Here is a 16,702-nt window from a genome sequence, read left to right as displayed (position 1 = left end):
CTATCGCTATAGGTGAACGGAGCGAAACCAGGTGAACACAGAATTTGCCCGCCTTCCTGTCTACTTCTATGGCTACGACGACATAGAAACGTTTTGCCTGTCCAAAAGAGAGCAGCTGGTTCAGGAAAACATCGGTTTGATACTCGGCATCTTGCGCGGAGGTGCCATACCGGCCCTGATGCTTTCGCAGATGTTGGGCCTGCACGTCGACTTCGTACACTACGATCGTCGGGAAGCCAAGGCTGAAATCAACAACGAGAAAGTGTTTGATCTTGTCGATGCCTGCGTCAAGGAGGGCAAGAGAATCCTGCTGGTGGACGATGTTGCCGGCGTTGGATATACGCTGGCCAACTGCTACGAGTATCTGCTTTCGTTTGTTAAGGACGCGTCTTTGATCAGAGTGCTGACACTGGTGCACCACGTCGATAGCAGAACGGCGGCAGACCACTACAAAGACTGTTCTTCTGTGCGCGCAGTATTGCCATGGGAGCGGTATGTCACCAGCCGTCAGTGCCTCGATGATTTCGTGAAGACGGAAGCGGCGCTGCTGGAAGATCAAGGCTATAAAAAGACATTGGCCATCGACGATTCCGCCTATCCGTTGAACCTGAAACGGGAATGGAAGGTGGATTGCCGCCTGGAATTCGCGGGCGATCACCACTCGCTCTTGAAAACCATCGAGTCCGTTGGACCAGAGGAGATTTATTGCAACAACGAATCTCTGATAGAAGTCTTGCTTAAAGCATTTCCGTTTTCCATCATATATAAAACGATCAACAGCAAGCGGTACAGGATCAGCGCTTCTGATTAGCGATTGACTCTGCACTCGGCACCTCGGCGAGTACGGGTACCAGGCACGTTGTAAGCAAACGGAAGCTTGTGCGTACATCGGCGCACTGCGACTATCTCGTGCCGAACGGCTTGAAGGACGACCTTCAATACCTCGTATTCTCGATGAGAGACTGGTTCGCGATACAGTACGTGAAGACGGAGGTGAAAATGCCTGTCCCCTACGACCCGTCGCGCGACGCGCTCAACTCACCGCAACTCAGGCCGACGGTATTCACCGCGGGCGGCAACTACGATATCGACGGACTGTGTGCGGAGTTCGCGCGGCTTGCCTACATACGCTACGAGAATGGCGGCGCCGAACTCCAGCGGCTCGAACAGGCGCTCGCGCTGGTGGGTTTCGAAGGCGCGGTTCCCTTCAACAATGCCGACGACGACACGCACGGCTTCGGCGCAGTGAGGCGCTCCGATGGCCTCGCCGTCCTCGCCTTCCGGGGAACGGAACCGCAATCGCTCGCCGATATCGCAATCGACCTCGAAGGCAGCTTGACCGCCTGGACCGAAAGCGCCGGCCAGGTTCATGCTGGATTTGCACGTGCCGCCCGCGGCTTGCACGAAGCAGTCGGCAACTGGTTGAACGAGACCGCGCCGACGAGAAAACAACTCATCTTGACAGGCCATAGCCTCGGTGCGGCCATCGCGACGCTCTTTGCCAGCCTATGCACGCCAAACGCCCTCGTGACGTTCGGTTCGCCACGCGTAGGCGACGCGGCGTTCGTCGCCACGCTTGCCCCTGTCGGCATCAGGCGCTATGTCGACTGCTGCGATCTCGTCACCGATTTGCCGCCGCCCATTGGCGGATACGTTCACACGGGAGCGTCGAACTACATCACGCGCGAAGGCAAACTGGCACCGCATGCGGACGACGCATTCGTGCAGGCAGACCGCGCCGCCGCCCGGGAGGACTATCTGCTCCAATACGCCTGGCGCATCGGTGACGTCATGGTGCGTGACCTCGCGGATCACGCACCCATCAACTACGTGAGAAGTCTGGTTCCGTGAAACGACACGTCGCCGTCAATCAGACTAACCGAGCCCTTTCACCTGATTCGCTGCGTCTCCCTCGCGATGCACGGGCTGCGTCTCCTTCAGGCTCTTCGCGAGCCGCGACGCCTGCAGATAGCCGGGATTCGCGGGCCGCTTCAGATACCGCCCGGCACCGCGCCGCGCCCGCAGATCGCCGTTCGCCCACACGAGTTCGCCTTGCGAGACCGTATGCGTGGGCACGCCGCGCACCGTCATGCCTTCGAAGACGTTGAAGTCGACGTTCTGATGATGGGTCTTCACCGAGATCGTGCGCGTAGCCTGCGGATCCCAAACGACGAGATCGGCGTCGGCGCCGGCAGCCACCGTGCCCTTGCGCGGATACAGGTTGAAGATCTGCGCGGCGTTCGTGGAGGTCACCCGCACGAACTCGTTCGGCGTGAGCCGGCCCGTATTCACGCCCTGGTCCCACAGCACGGCCATGCGATCCTCCACGCCGCCGCATCCGTTCGGAATCCTCGTGAAATCGTTGCGGCCCATTGCCTTCTGCGATGCACAGAACACGCAGTGGTCGGTCGCCGTGGTGTGCAGCAGCCCGCCTTGCAGCCCGCGCCAAAGCGCGTCGCGATGCTCTTTCGTACGGAACGGCGGGCTCATCACATGGGCGGCGGCGCGCGTCCAGTCCGGGTCGCGATACACGGACTCGTCGATCACCAGATGGCCGGCGAGCACCTCGCCGAACACGCGTTGCCCTTCGCTGCGCGCGCGGGCGATGGCTTCGAGCGCGTCTTTCGCCGAAACATGCACGATGTACACCGGCACGCCCAGCACCTGCGCAATGCGAATGGCGCGGTTCGCGGCCTCGCCTTCGACTTCGGGCGGCCTCGAAAGCGGATGCGCCTCGGGCCCCGTGAAGCCGCGCGCAAGCAACTGGCGCTGCAACTGGAAGACGAGTTCGCCGTTTTCAGCATGCACGGTGGGCAGCGCGCCCAGTTCGAGCGAACGCGCGAAGCTGTTCACGAGAATCTCGTCGTCGGCCATGATGGCGTTCTTGTACGCCATGAAGTGCTTGAAGCTCGACACGCCATGTTCGTTCACGAGCAGGCCCATGTCGCGATGCACGCTGTCGTCCCACCACGTGACCGCCACGTGGAAGCCATAGTCGGCGGCGGCTTTTTCGGCCCAGCCGCGCCACTCGCGAAACGCGTCCATCAGCGGCTGCTTCGGGTTCGGAATCACGAAATCGATGATCGACGTCGTGCCGCCCGCCAGGCCCGCCGCCGTGCCCGTGTAGAAGTCGTCGCTCGCCGTCGTGCCCATGAACGGCAGCTCCATGTGCGTATGCGGGTCGATGCCGCCCGGCATCACATACTGGCCGCCCGCGTCGACCACGGTCGCGCCCGCGGGCGCGTCGAGGTTTTCGCCCACGGCCTGGATCACGCCGCTTTCGCAGAGCACGTCCGCGCGCCAGCTCTTGTCCGCATTGACGACGGTGCCGCCTCGAATCAGGATCGCCATGATGCCCAGTCTCCTTCAGTTGAACGAATTCACGCTGCCACCACTCACGCGCTTGCCACACTCGGGCGCCGGCTCTTGCCGAGCTTCATCATCACGCCATAGACGAGCGCCGCAATCGCGAGCCCCACGAACCACGCATAGGTGTAGATGCTCTTGAACGCGTCGGGCACGGAGGAAAACACATTCGGGAACGCGGTGTTGAGAAAGCCCGGCAGATTGGGCAGCACGCCCAGCACCAGCGCGATCACGGCCGCCGGGTTCCAGCCGTTCGAGTAGGCATATTCGCCGTTCTCCTCGAATAGCTGAGCCGTATCGAGGCGCGTGCCGCGAACGAGGAAGTAATCGACGATGAGAATCCCCGCCACGGGTCCGAGCAGCGCCGAATAGCCGACGAGCCAGGTGAAAATGTAGCCCTGCGTGGTGGCGAGAATCTTCCACGGCATCATCACGATGGCGATACCCGCGGTAATGAGCCCCCCGGCCTTGTACGAAATGGCCTTGGGCCAGAGGCTCGAAAAATCGTAGGCCGGGCCGACGAGATTGGCAGCGAGATTGCAGCACATCGTGTCGAGCGTGAGGATGACGAGCGCGATGCCCACGCCCACGCCTTCCATGCGGCTCGTGAGATCGATGGGGTCCCAGATCGCCTTGCCGTAGATCACCACCGTGGCCGACGTCACGACGACGGAGACCACCGAAAGCAGCGCCATCGGAATTGGCAGACCAATGGCCTGCCCCACGAACTGGTCCTTCTGCGTTTTCGCGAAGCGCGTGAAGTCGGGAATATTCAGCGCGAGCGTGGCCCAGAAGCCCACCATGGCCGTGAGGCTCGGCCAGAACGTCGCCCAGAAGAGCCCCGCCTTCTTGCCGCCAGCGGCAAACTGGGAAGGCTGCGAGAGCATCGAACCCACGCCGCCCGCCTTCGAACAGGCCCACCACACGAGCACCACGCACATCACGACCTTGATGGGCGCTGACCAGCTCTCGAGCCAGCGGATCGAATCGGTGCCGTGCAGGATGAAGTAGAGCTGCAGCACCCAGAACACGAGGAAGCACGCGCCCTGGCCGATCGAGATGCCGAGAAACGGCAGCGCGTCGCCCACCAGCGCGTTGTGCGTGAGGATATTGGCGAGCGTATAGATGGCGCTGCCACCAAGCCAGGACTGGATGCCGTACCAGCCACACGCCACGATGGCGCGCAGCATGGCGGGCAGCTTCGCGCCCTGCGTGCCGAACGAGGAACGCACCAGCACCGCGTAGGGAATGCCGTATTTCGTGCCTGCGTGGCCGATCAGCAGCATCGGCACGAGCACGATGAGATTGCCGAGCAGCACCGTGAGCACGGACTGCCACGGCGACATGCCCTGCTCGGTGAGCCCGGCCGCGAGCATGTACGAGGCGATGTTCATCACCATGCCCACCCAGAGCGCCCCGAAGTGATACCAGCGCCACGTGCGCTGCGCTGCGCCGGTGGGCGCGAGATCGTCGTTGTATAGCTCGCTTTCGGCGCGGCGCGCGCTGGCGTCGCCTGTCAATGGCTGACTCATGGTTGCAGTTCTCCGTGACTTGTCGTTGGTCTGGTTCGGTTCGGCTCAGTTCTGTTTCGATGCGTCAGGCGGCTTTCGGATCGGCCACGCGCGCCGGGTTGTTGGGATGCGTGGTCCAGTTCGCGTAGCGGCCCGAGTCGACGCGCTCCATCGTGATGCATTGGTCGACCGGGCAGACATGCATGCATAAATTGCACCCGACGCAGTTGGCGTCGACCACCTCGAAGTGACGCTTGCCGTCGCGCGTGGCGGTAATAGCTTGATGGGAGGTGTCCTCGCAGGCGATATGGCAGAGCCCGCACTGGATGCAGCGGTCCTGATCGATGCGCGCCTTGATGTCGTAGTTGAGGTTCAGGTACTGCCAGTCGGTGACGTTGGGCACGGCGCGGCCGCGAATGGCGTCGAGATTCGCGTAGCCCTTGTCGTCCATCCAGTTCGAGAGCCCGTCGATCATGTCGCTGACGATTCGGAATCCGTAGTGCATCGCAGCGGTGCAAACCTGCACGCTTCCCGCGCCCAGCACGATGAATTCGGCGGCGTCGCGCCAGTCGGAAATGCCGCCGATGCCGGAGATGGGCAAGCCGTGCGTTTGCGGGTCGCGCGCGATTTCCGCGACCATGTGCAGCGCAATGGGCTTCGCGGCGGGGCCGCAGTAGCCGCCGTGCGTGCCTTTTCCATCGACGGTCGGCAGCGGCGCCATCACGTCGAGATCGACGCCCACGATCGAGTTGATCGTATTGATGAGCGAGACGCCGTCCGCGCCGCCCTTCATCGCCGCGCGCGCGCCGTGGCGTATGTCGGTCACATTGGGCGTGAGTTTCACGAGGCAAGGCAGGCGCGTGCCCTCCTTCACCCAGCGGGTGACCATTTCGATGTATTCGGGCACCTGCCCCACGGCCGCGCCCATGCCGCGCTCGCTCATGCCGTGCGGGCAGCCGAAGTTGAGCTCCACCGCATCGGCGCCGGTATCTTCCACCTGCGGCAGGATCCACTTCCAGTCCTGCTCGGTGCACGGCACCATCAGCGAGACGATGAGCGCCCGGTCTGGCCAGTCGCGCTTCACCTGCGCGATTTCCTTGAGGTTCACGTCGAGCGGCCGGTCGGTAATGAGCTCGATGTTGTTCAACCCCGCCATGCGCTGGCCGCGCCACGTGGTGGCGCCATAGCGCGAGCTCACGTTCACCACGTGCGGGTCGAGCCCGAGTGTTTTCCAGACCACACCGCCCCAGCCCGCCTCGAAGGCGCGGTTGACGTTGTAGGCCTTGTCGGTGGGTGGCGCGGAGGCGAGCCAGAACGGGTTCGGCGATTCAATGCCGGCAATCGTGCAGCGCAGGTCGGCCATGATGCGACTCCTTCGTATTGTCTGGATTCGGTGTGTTGCTCGCGTGGATCGAGTTGCGCGGCTCAAGCGGCTTTGGCGGACTGACTCGCAAGGTAGCGGTCGATCGCGCGCGCGGCGAGCTTGCCGTCCTGCACGGCCTGCACGGTGAGATCGGTTGCGCCATGGGCTGCGCAGTCGCCGCCGGCGAATACGCCTTCGATGGAGGTCGCACCATCGGCATCCACGGCAATGCGCGCGGCGCCCGCGGTAAGTCGCAAGGCGTCGAGGCCAACCAGGCCTTCGGGCAAGAGCTTTTGGCCAATGGCTTTCAGGACCATGTCGGCTTCCACACGCACGATCTCGCCGGTGCCGCGCAACGCGCCGCCCGCATCGAGCGCGGTGCGCTCGAACTCCACGGCCTGCACGCAGGTGTCGCCGGTAATGCGTAGCGGCTTCATCCACTCGACCAGCATCACGCCCTGCGCCCGTGCGAATTCCTGTTCGGCCCAGGTGGCGCTCATCTGCGCCGCACCGCGGCGATACGCAAGCGTCACCTGCTCGGCGCCCAGCTTGCGGCTTTGCACGGCGGCATCGATGGCCGTGTTGCCGCCGCCGATCACCACCACCTTGCGACCCACCGCCAGCGTCGAAAGATCGTCGGTTTCGCGCAGGCGGGCGATAAATTCGACAGCATCGCGCACGCCATCGAGCGCTTGGCCTTCAATGGAAAGCGCTTGCGTGCCGCCGAGGCCCACGCCGACGAACACGGCGTCATAGGCGGCTCGCAGTTCCGTAAGCGTGACGTCACGACCAAGCCGCTGACCCTGACGTATTTCGATCCCGCCGACGGAAAGCAGCCATTGCACTTCGCGCTGCGCAAAATCGTCGACGACCTTGTACGCCGCGATGCCGTATTCGTTGAGCCCGCCCGGCTTCTCGCCCGCGTCGAACACGCTCACGCGATGCCCGGCGAGCGCCAGCGTATGCGCGCAGGCGAGTCCAGCCGGTCCGGCCCCGACCACGGCCACGCGCCGTCCCGTCTCGCTTGCGCGCTTGAAGAGCGCCGGCGCGCCGGCGGCTTCGCGCGCCATCTGAAAGTCGGTGGCATGGCGCTGCAGCGCGCCGATTCGAACTGGTTCGCCATCCTGATGATTCCGGACGCACGCGCCTTCGCAGAGAATTTCGGTCGGGCACACGCGCGCGCACGTGCCGCCCAGCGGATTCGCGCTCAATATATCGCGCGCCGCGCCCTTGAGATTGCCGTTGCCGATCTTGCGGATAAAGCCCGGAATGTCGATACCGGTCGGGCAAGCCGCGACGCACGGCGCGTCGTAACAGTAGTGGCAGCGGTCGGCGGCGATGACGGCCGCATTGGCGGACAGTGGCGGCGCGACGTCGGCAAAGTTGCAGCCAAGCTGTTCGGCCGTGAGGCGGCCAGGCGCGATGCCGTCGGCGGCATTCGAGTTGGACTGGGACATCCGGATGCTCCTTGCGAGGCAAAACACGGGTCCGCCGGCTGTGCGCGACGCGCGCAGCCGGTACGTGGGGAAAGCGTGAAAGACAGCGCGGCTCTCAGGCCGCTTGCGTTGGCGTCAAAGGCGTCAGCCGGGTTCGCTCGCGCGTTCGAGCATGGCGTGCAGCAGCACGTTCGCGCCCGCCTCGATCCATTCGATCGTCGCGTCCTCGACCTCGTTGTGGCTGATGCCGTCGATGCACGGCACGAACACCATCGAAGTCGGCGCGACCGTCGCGAGATAGCACGCGTCGTGGCCCGCGCCCGAAACGATCTCGCGGTTCGAGTAGCCAAAGCGCTCCGCCGCCGCGCGCACGGAGTTCACGCAGGCCTTGTCGAACGGCACCGGTGCGTAATAGAAAATCTGCTCGAGCTGCGTTTCGAGCTTGCCTTGCTCGGCAATCCTTTCGATGCCTTCGCGCAGTTCGGCGTCCATCTGCGCGAGCACGTCGTCCTGGGGATGGCGGAAATCGATGGTAAAGAACACGCGGCCCGGAATCACGTTGCGCGAATTCGGATGCACCTGCATCATGCCGACCGTCGCGCAGGCCAGCGGCGCATGGCGCAGTCCGATTTCGTTGACGAGCTGCACGACACGCGAGGCGCCCAGCAGCGCGTCGCGGCGGCGTGGCATGGGCGTCGGGCCCGCGTGCGCTTCCTGTCCGGTGAGCACGACTTCGTACCAGCGCTGGCCCTGCGCGTCCGTGACGACGCCGATAGTCTTGTGTTCGGCTTCGAGTATCGGCCCCTGCTCGATATGCAGCTCGAATGCCGCGTGAATCTTGCGGCCGCCACACGGCAGTTCGCCCGCGTAGCCGATGCGCTGCAACTCCTCGCCAATGGTCTTGCCGTCGACATCCTTGCGCGAGAGGCCGTAGTCGAGCGTGAAGACGCCCGCGAACACGCCCGAGGCGACCATGGCCGGCGCGAAACGCGAGCCTTCCTCGTTGGTCCAGATCACGGTTTCGACGGGGCGCTCGGTTTGAATGCCGTGATCGTTGAGCGAGCGGATCACCTCGAGACCGCCCAGTACACCGTAGATGCCGTCGAAGCGCCCGCCCGTGGGCTGGGAATCGGCGTGCGAGCCGGTCATCACCGGCGGCAGGTCGTCGTTGCGCCCCGCGCGGCGCATGAACACGTTGCCCATCTGATCGACGCTCACCGTGCAGCCCGCCTCTTTCGCCCATTGCACGATGAGATCGCGCCCTGTCTTGTCGAGGTCCGTGAGCGCGAGGCGGCACACCCCGCCCTTGGGCGTGGCGCCGATCTTCGCCATCTCCATCAGGCTGTCCCACAAACGCTGGCCGTTCACGTGAATCGCGGTCGTCAGCGCGGCTTCGCTTACTGCGTTCATGCGTGTTCTCCTGTCCGTGTTCGTCAAACGTGCATTCGTGCCACCTTCTGGGGCGGGAAGAGCCATGGCGGTGCACGCTCGAATGGCGCTTCACGACTCCCGAAACCTCGCCCCGCGAATCCTGTCCGATTGGACAGGTTGTAGACGATAAACTTTGCGAATTCAATGCGGTGTTACCAGCGAGAAGCGTGCCATCGATGCTGCAGTGCGCGAAAACGCCCCCGCGCTCCGCGCGTTTTCCCCGAGGGCGGTGAATGCACGAGGCGCTTACATCGTGACTACAATGAAGCCGACATGGGCGCGGCAGCCGTGCGCCGCCTCTTCCCTTCTGAACGGACCGACCATCATGCGCGACGACGAACCCACCACGCGAGCCGCGAACCACGCGATGCGAGGCCCGGCGCACGAACGGGATGCCGCTGACGCAACGCACAAGCCGCGTCGGCGCAAAGCCGCCATTCGCGAGTCGAACGAAGCGCATCTGCTCGCCTGCGCGGAGGCCGTGTTCGCCGAGCGCGGCTTCGAAGGCGCGAGCACGGCGCTGATCGCGGAGCGCGCCGGCCTGCCGAAGGCCAATCTGCACTACTACTTCCCGACCAAGCTCGCGCTCTACTGGCGCGTGCTCGACGATCTGTTCGAGGAATGGAACGCGGCGGCCAACACCTTCGACGCGAGCGACGATCCGGTCGAGGCGATTGGCGGTTACGTGCGTGCGAAGATGGAACTCTCGCGGCGCAGGCCGCTGGGGTCGAAAGTGTGGGCGAACGAGATCATCAGCGGCGCGACGCATATGCAGGACATCCTGCTCAAGCGTGTGAAGCCGTGGATGGAAACGCGCGTGAAGCTGATCGATCGCTGGATCGCGGAGGGATTGCTCGCACCCGTCGATCCGAAAACGCTGCTTTTCATGATCTGGGCGACCACGCAGCACTACGCCGATTTCGAGGCGCAAATACGCGCGCTCTCGGGCAAGCGCGCGCTTTCATCGGCGGGTTTCGAGGCGAGCACCGAGGAAGTGGTGCGGCTGATTTTGCGCGCGAGCGGCGCGCGCTCGCCTGGGCATTGAGCGAAACACGATTGCCGCCCTTTTTCCGCCCCGTTCCAAAACAAACGATGGCGCGAAATACTAAAACCGTGGCGTCCAATCGCAAATGCGAGATCCGCGTTTGCCGTATCGTGCGACTTCAACCATGAACCCAGTACCGACGACGCTTCGTGTGAAGAATCACGCCATGACGGTCGGGCCGCGCCAGCATGCTGCGCCTCGCTACGCGAGGTGATCGTCTTCCCCGCACGGATCAACAAGACGGCTGAACGCGATCACCATTTCCTTAGGATCACGTATGAACGACATCGCAGGATACGACTTCGAAGACCTGGCACCCGGGATGAGCGCGAGCTTCGCCAAGACCATTACCGACGCGGATATCGTGCTGTTTGCCGGCGCCTCGGGCGACAACAATGCCGTGCACATCGATGAAGAGTTCTCGCGCAAGACGCCCTTCAAGGGACGCATTGCGCACGGCATGCTCAGTGCAAGCATTATTTCCGCGGCCATCGCCGGCCGGTTGCCGGGCCCCGGCACGATCTATCTCGGGCAGAACCTGCGCTTCAAGGCGCCGGTCAGGCCGGGCGATACCGTGCAGGCCACGGTGACGGTCCGCGAACTCATTCCGGGCAAGCGCCGGGTCGTGCTGGACACCATCTGCACCGTGCAAGGCAAGGTTGTCATCGACGGTGACGCGCTCGTCATGCCCACTTCGCGCGCGGATCGCGCCAGCGAAGCACGTTGCGAAGACGCTTCGACGCATACCGCAGTGGAACCGGCATGAGCAATCACTTCAATATGCCCGACGAAGTCGCGCACGGCTTTTCCCGCTCGGCAAAAGATTTCCTGAACGCATTGGCCGGTATTCCGGCGAGCGCAGCCGTTGCGCCGGCTGTCATGCATGAAGCCGGCACTCGCTACTGGGAACAGCAGTGGGCGCTGTGGACGACCGTGCTGAACCCGCAGGCGGCAGCCGGTCAGGCATCCCGCGACCCACGGTTTCGGGCCGACGAATGGACCAGCAACGCCTGGTACAACCTGCTCCGGCAGAGCTATCTGGCCAACGCGGGCCTGCTCGAAGACATGGTCGGCGCGACCGGCTATAACGAGAGCGAAAAGCACAGGCTGCGCTTTTTCATGCGCCAGTTCATCGATGCGGCGAGCCCCACCAACTATGCCGCGACCAATCCCGATGCGATCCGGATGGCCATCGAGTCGAACGGCGCCAGCCTTCGCACGGGCATGACCAATCTGGTTGGAGACCTCGCGCGCGGCACCATTACGATCACCGACGAAGCCGCCTTCGAGGTGGGTCACAACGTTGCCGTGTCCAAAGGCGCGGTGGTCTTCGAGAACGCCCTGTTTCAGCTGATCCAGTACGCCCCGCTCGGCACGCACGTAGCGAAGCGTCCCTTGCTGATCGTGCCGCCTTGCATCAACAAGTTCTATATTCTCGACCTTCAGCCTGAAAACTCGTTTGTTCGCTTCGCCGTCGAGCAGGGACAAACGGTCTTCATGGTGTCGTGGCGCAATCCCGATGCGGAAACTGCGCATACGACATGGGACGACTATCTGGAAACGGGCGTGATGCAGGCCATCGACGTCGCGCTTGCGATTACCGGCGCGGACAAGGTCAACACGGTAGGCTGGTGTGTGGGCGGCACGATCCTCTCTTCGGCGCTCGCGGTGATACGCGCGCGCGAAGAAGAAAAGGTTGCGAGCCTGACGCTTCTGACGACCATGCTCGACTTCACCGATCCGGGCGATCTCGGCGTGTTCATCGACGAGCAAACCGTGCTGCAGCGTGAGCATTCGATAGGCAGCGGCGGCATCTACCCGGGGCGCGAACTCGGCTTCGTGTTCCAGATGCTGCGCGCCAACGATCTGATCTGGCCAAATGTGATCAACCACTATCTGAAGGGAAAGAGCCCCGCGGCGTTCGACCTGCTCTACTGGAACGCCGACAGCACCAATCTGCCCGGCCCCATGTACACCTGGTACCTGCGCAACATGTACCTCGAAAACAACCTGCGCGAGCCCGGCAAGCTCACCATGTGCGGCGTGCCGGTCGACCTCGGCCGCGTCGACATGCCGGCCTACGTGCTGGCGACCCAGGAGGATCACATCGTGCCGTGGAAATCGGCATGGCGCAGCACCCGGCTCCTTGGCGGCGAAGCCCAGTTCGTGCTCGGGGCGAGTGGACACATCGCCGGCGTCATTAATCCGGCGACAAAGAACAAACGGAGCTATTGGGTCGACAGCGGCCCGAGCGGCAATCCTGAAAGCGACGCTGAAGAGTGGTTCGCTTCTGCGCAGCAGACTTCGGGCAGCTGGTGGAATCACTGGATCGCGTGGCTGCAGCCGCATGCGGGTGGTCAAGTCAAGGCGCGCACGAAGCTCGGAAGCACGAAGTTTCGGCCGATAGAGCCCGCGCCTGGCCGTTACGTCAAGGCGCGGGTGAATTGAGTCCACGTGCACGAGCAGTCATGGCACGTGCTACGTGCTCCTGATTGCCTCCGGGTGACCCAATTCACGCTGATGCGCACTGAATCATTCGCTGTGCATCCTTCATAAATCCATGGGCGGGTTGAAACGCCGAACGCGATTTTCTGACTACACTCCAGATACACGTGCTCACTGAGCACGACCTCCCGATTGCGGCGTGGCTTCACTATCGGTCACTTTATGCGCCGCGATTCATGCCATCGCGGCGCGATGTCTATGGGAAGCCCAGCGCATGTTCAAGAAGCGGATTCGCGCAGCATTGCTGGGGCTTTTCGTCGCCGCCATCGCGCCTGCCAGTCACGCGCAATACATGACCGACTGGCTCGCCAACACCTTCGGCACGCTCGCCGCACACGTCGGCAACGGCGCGCGCTCGATGTGGGTCGCGCCCGAAGGTGTCATCTATACGTCATCGCGCTGGGACGAAAACGCGGGTGGCGTCGCGCTCTACCAGAACGGCGCAACGCTCGGCACCATCGGTGCGCACGACGAGTTCCAGGGCAGTGCGATCACAGGCAACGCGACGTCGATCTTCGTCGCGCTCGGTTATAGCCGGGCGTACGGCAGCGGATCGGTGGGCCGTTACAGCCGAAGCTCGAAGACCCGTGACCTTCGCATTGCCGTGAGCACCTGGACCGGCATCCAGAACGCGGACGTGATCACCGGCCTCGCGACTGCGGGCACACTCCTCTATGCCAGCGACTATTACGGCAACCGCGTACGTGTGTACACGACCGACGGCGTCTGGCAACGCGACATCGGCGTCCAGCAACCCGGTGCACTCGCAATCGACGGTGCGGGCAACCTCTGGGTCGCACGCGCGAACGCCGGTGTGATTGCGCAGTTCAGCCCGGCTGGCGCGGCGATGAACACGATCCAGATGGCCGCGGGCGGCCGGCCATCGGCGCTCGATTTCGACGCACCGACGAACCAGCTGCTGGTTGGCGACGAAGGTCCCGACATGAACATCAAGTGTTATGCCCTGACCGGGGTGCCGGCGCTGGTCGGCACGTTCGGTGTACAGGGCGGCTATCTCGACACCACGACGGGCATCAAGGGGCAGGTCGGCGACAAGCGCTTCACGCGCGTCGCCGGTATCGGCAAGGATGCGGCGGGCAATCTGTACGTGCTCAACAACGCGTGGGGCGGCGACTGGGACCTCGGCCGCAACGGCAGTACCGACATTCATTCGTACAACTCAACGGGCACGCTGCAGTGGACTTTGCAAGCGCTCAATTTCGAGGCGGTCGCGGCACCCGACCCGGCAACCGATGGCGCGAACTTCTACAGCGGCAACACCATCTACACGGGTACATCGGGCGGCACGTTCGTCGCAAACACGATCGATCCATTCAGCTGGCCGACTGACCCGCGCCTGAACATGAACGACTATCAGCGCGGCCAGCTTTTCGGACAACTCGTGGTGGTGGGCGGCAACCGCATTCTCGTCGCCTCCGGGCAGAATCCCGACACCTTCAACTTCTTTCATTTCCAGCCGTCGAGCGGGTACATTGCCATTCCCGACGGCTCGATCCCGGGCAAGGCGTTCAATACGAATACGAAGGTGACGGGTGGCTTCGCGATCGACGGCAATGGCGACGTCTGGGCCGGCCTCGACCGGACCAACCAGATCTACCATTACCCGCTGACCGGCTTCGACGCGAACGGCAAGCCATCATGGGGCGCCGCCAGCACGATCCAGATCCCGCGGACCGTGCGCCCGCTCACGCGCATCGTCTATCAGTCGGACAGCGACACGATGATCCTCGCGCAAGGCATTGCGGGGAGCTGGGACTGGACAGCCATGAACGGGCACATCGAGATCTATCGCGGCTGGAAAGCGGGCAACACGAGCGCGCCGGGCCCGGTGATCGATCTCACCAGCGCGAATCCGAAATCGATCGCGGCAGCGGGCCATTACCTGTTCGTGGGCTACGTGCATACGGTACCGAATATCGACGTGTTCGACCTGAACACCGGCAGTCTCGTCACGACATTGACGAACTCGAACCCGACGGCGATGGATGTCGGCAACGACGTGGATTCGATGTACGGCATCCGCGCGTACCTGCGCTCGACCGGCGAATACGTCGTCACGAAAGACAATTACAACGGATCGAGCGTCGTGGTTTATCGCTGGCACCCGTAACAGCTGACCTTGCTCGGCTCGCAACTCGTGCGGGTAGCGCGCGGCGAACTGGCGCTCGTGAATGCGATTGCCGGCTATGAAACGCAGATGCGCCGTTATGGCTTTCACGCGGTGGCCGAATCGCGCAAACAGTTCGACGAGCGCGACGCAATACATCGGCCCATTGTCGGAAGCTTTGCGCTCGGTGCGATGCGCACGGCAATGCGCGGCGTCAACAATGTGCCGCCACTGAAGCGGCGCATGATCGATTCGGAAAACCGCTTTCGCGGCAGCGAAGAAGAAGACGCAATGGCTTCGCATTAGGACACGCGGCCGGGCCTGACCCCGCCTACGCCCGGATGTCGCCGACTCCTCGCTTCATTAAAAGCGTTTGGTGAAAGCGCTTTGTTTGCCCGAACCCACGCCATTCGCTAGCATTTCTTCGCCAACCTGGCCCATCTCAGCTGCAAGCCCGGACAATCTACCTATAGGCTGCGTCGTTTACCGAGTCTGCAAATCATACGAATGGTATTGATTCGCAATGCGAATCAACTGAGCGAAGACGTGGCTTTCTAATCGCCGTATCCTGCAGCGATACATCATTGCGTTCCGCTTATGAGGGGCGGCGTCGCGATGAAGATAGTCCTTCTGAACCATGCCGACGACGCGCACCGGGGGAGCGCGTTGCGGCACATCGCTTGCGCGCCTGTTGGCCAACGCGCGGAGCGGTTTTGCGCGGGCAAGTCGGGCATTTGAAGCGGCTTGCGCGAAATAGGGGGAACGATGAACCGATCAACCAAGCAGACCGTGGTATGGGTGCTCGCTCTGGCCCTGTCGGGTGCCGCTTATGGTGCGGGCGGCGGTAACGGCGGAGGGAACGGCGGCGGTAATGGTGGGGGCAACGGCGGCGGTAACGGCGGCGGCAATGGCGGCGGCGCGGGTGCTGGTGCTGGTGCGGGTGGTGGTCACGGCTCAGGGTCGGGCTCAGGCTCTGGGTCGGGCGCAGGCTCTGGGTCGGGCTCAGGCTCAGGCTCGGGTTCGGGATCAAGCTCGGGCTCCGGTGCAGGTAGCTCCGGCGCAGGCAGTTCCGGCGCAGGCAGCTCCGGCGCAGGCAGCTCCGGCGCAGGCAGCTCCGGCGCAGGCAGCTCCGGCGCAGGCAGCTCCGGTGCAGGTAGCTCCGGTGCAGGTAGCTCTGGCGCAGGCAGTTCCGGCGCGGGTAGCTCCGGTGCAGGTAGCTCTGGCGCAGGCAGTTCCGGCGCGGGCAGCTCCGGCGCAGGCAGTTCCGGTGCGGGTAGCGCCGGTGGAAGCAGCGCCGGTGGCAGTAGCGCTGGGGCAGGCGGTAGTTCGAGTGCGGGTAGCTCCTCAGGTAGCGCGAGTGCAGGCGGCCCCGGTGGACCTATGGGCCGCGGCGGCTCACCAGGTATGAGTGCACGGACGGCCATGGTCGAAATCGTGCCGCCTCCTCCACCTGCGCCGATCATCGACGCACCGGTTACAAACGCATATAGCCCACCGCCGCACTCGGATTATCGTCCGAATGCGTTGGTGATACCCACGCCAGCGGGGAGCGACAATGCCCCGCCGCCGAGCGCGACCACGTCGGTCCGGGGCACAACCACCGGGGCACCCACTGCGCCGGTGGCGAACTACGCGCCGCCGCCGGGCGTACCGCGTCCGCCCCCCGTTGCGGTCGCAAGACCAGCTGCCGAGCCGGTTGCGAACGACTACGGTCCGCCGGGCGTATCCGGTACGAGCAGCGGCGCGGGCCACGGCGCCGGTCCTGCACGGGCCGCGAACAACTCAGGCTCGCCTGGCGTGGGCGGCACGACCAAAGCGGGTTTCGCGGTGGACACGGGCGGGTACGAACCACCGATCCTGACCCCAACGAGCACGCCATAGACGCATTCGTGCTCTCGCGCGACACATCGCTTTGGA

The 16,702-nt window shown here is 63.7% G+C and carries 12 protein-coding genes; 7 read left to right on the top strand and 5 right to left on the bottom strand.

The window, feature by feature from the left end; all coding sequences use genetic code 11:
- Nucleotides 1-31: 31 nt before the first annotated feature.
- Entirely contained in the window at nt 32-811 is a 780-nt protein-coding gene (locus AB4Y42_RS17460; protein WP_368694834.1) for a phosphoribosyltransferase, read from the top strand.
- Between the two features lie 68 nt (nt 812-879).
- On the top strand, nt 880-1,851 hold the full coding sequence (locus AB4Y42_RS17455) for a lipase family protein (protein WP_368694833.1): 972 nt from the start codon (nt 880-882) through the stop codon (nt 1,849-1,851).
- Between the two features lie 24 nt (nt 1,852-1,875).
- Here the strand turns inward: AB4Y42_RS17455 and hydA are convergent, their stop codons facing one another.
- The 5 genes from hydA to AB4Y42_RS17430 form a co-directional block, all read right to left on the bottom strand.
- Nucleotides 1,876-3,351, bottom strand: coding sequence for a dihydropyrimidinase (hydA, locus tag AB4Y42_RS17450; protein WP_368687938.1), 1,476 nt, complete (start codon nt 3,349-3,351; stop codon nt 1,876-1,878).
- 44 nt (nt 3,352-3,395) lie between these two features.
- Complete coding sequence (locus tag AB4Y42_RS17445) at nt 3,396-4,898, bottom strand: NCS1 family nucleobase:cation symporter-1 (protein WP_368694832.1); 1,503 nt, start codon at nt 4,896-4,898, stop codon at nt 3,396-3,398.
- A gap of 64 nt (nt 4,899-4,962) precedes the next feature.
- Nucleotides 4,963-6,240 (bottom strand): NAD-dependent dihydropyrimidine dehydrogenase subunit PreA, encoded by a 1,278-nt coding sequence (gene preA, locus AB4Y42_RS17440; protein ID WP_321898899.1) that lies wholly within the window; start codon nt 6,238-6,240, stop codon nt 4,963-4,965.
- Between the two features lie 62 nt (nt 6,241-6,302).
- Entirely contained in the window at nt 6,303-7,697 is a 1,395-nt protein-coding gene (locus AB4Y42_RS17435; RefSeq protein ID WP_368694831.1) for an NAD(P)-dependent oxidoreductase, read from the bottom strand.
- Between the two features lie 123 nt (nt 7,698-7,820).
- Nucleotides 7,821-9,086: a Zn-dependent hydrolase gene (locus AB4Y42_RS17430; protein WP_368694830.1), complete on the bottom strand. Its 1,266-nt coding sequence runs from the start codon at nt 9,084-9,086 to the stop codon at nt 7,821-7,823.
- 388 nt (nt 9,087-9,474) lie between these two features.
- Between AB4Y42_RS17430 and AB4Y42_RS17425 the strand changes: the two genes are divergently transcribed.
- From AB4Y42_RS17425 to AB4Y42_RS17405, 5 genes are all read left to right on the top strand, one after another.
- A complete protein-coding gene (locus tag AB4Y42_RS17425; RefSeq protein WP_368688090.1) occupies nt 9,475-10,152 on the top strand; it encodes a TetR/AcrR family transcriptional regulator in 678 nt (225 codons plus the stop codon).
- 277 nt (nt 10,153-10,429) lie between these two features.
- A complete protein-coding gene (locus tag AB4Y42_RS17420; RefSeq protein ID WP_368687943.1) occupies nt 10,430-10,918 on the top strand; it encodes a MaoC family dehydratase in 489 nt (162 codons plus the stop codon).
- The gene (gene phaC, locus AB4Y42_RS17415; RefSeq protein ID WP_368687944.1) at nt 10,915-12,600 is read left to right on the top strand and encodes a class I poly(R)-hydroxyalkanoic acid synthase; all 1,686 of its coding nucleotides are present in this window, start codon (nt 10,915-10,917) and stop codon (nt 12,598-12,600) included. The genes AB4Y42_RS17420 and phaC overlap by 4 nt, the downstream gene beginning before the upstream one ends.
- Nucleotides 12,601-12,871: 271 nt before the next feature.
- Nucleotides 12,872-14,788, top strand: a complete 1,917-nt coding sequence (locus tag AB4Y42_RS17410) for an SMP-30/gluconolaconase/LRE-like region family protein (RefSeq protein ID WP_368694829.1) — start codon at nt 12,872-12,874, stop codon at nt 14,786-14,788.
- 9 nt (nt 14,789-14,797) lie between these two features.
- Entirely contained in the window at nt 14,798-15,091 is a 294-nt protein-coding gene (locus AB4Y42_RS17405; RefSeq protein ID WP_368694828.1) for a hypothetical protein, read from the top strand.
- Nucleotides 15,092-16,702 lie beyond the last annotated feature (1,611 nt).

This window comes from Paraburkholderia sp. EG286B (genome assembly GCF_040965655.1).
GTDB lineage: Bacteria > Pseudomonadota > Gammaproteobacteria > Burkholderiales > Burkholderiaceae > Paraburkholderia.
The sequence above is the reverse complement of the archived record's forward strand: the minus strand, read 5'-3'. Positions and strand labels throughout refer to the sequence as shown.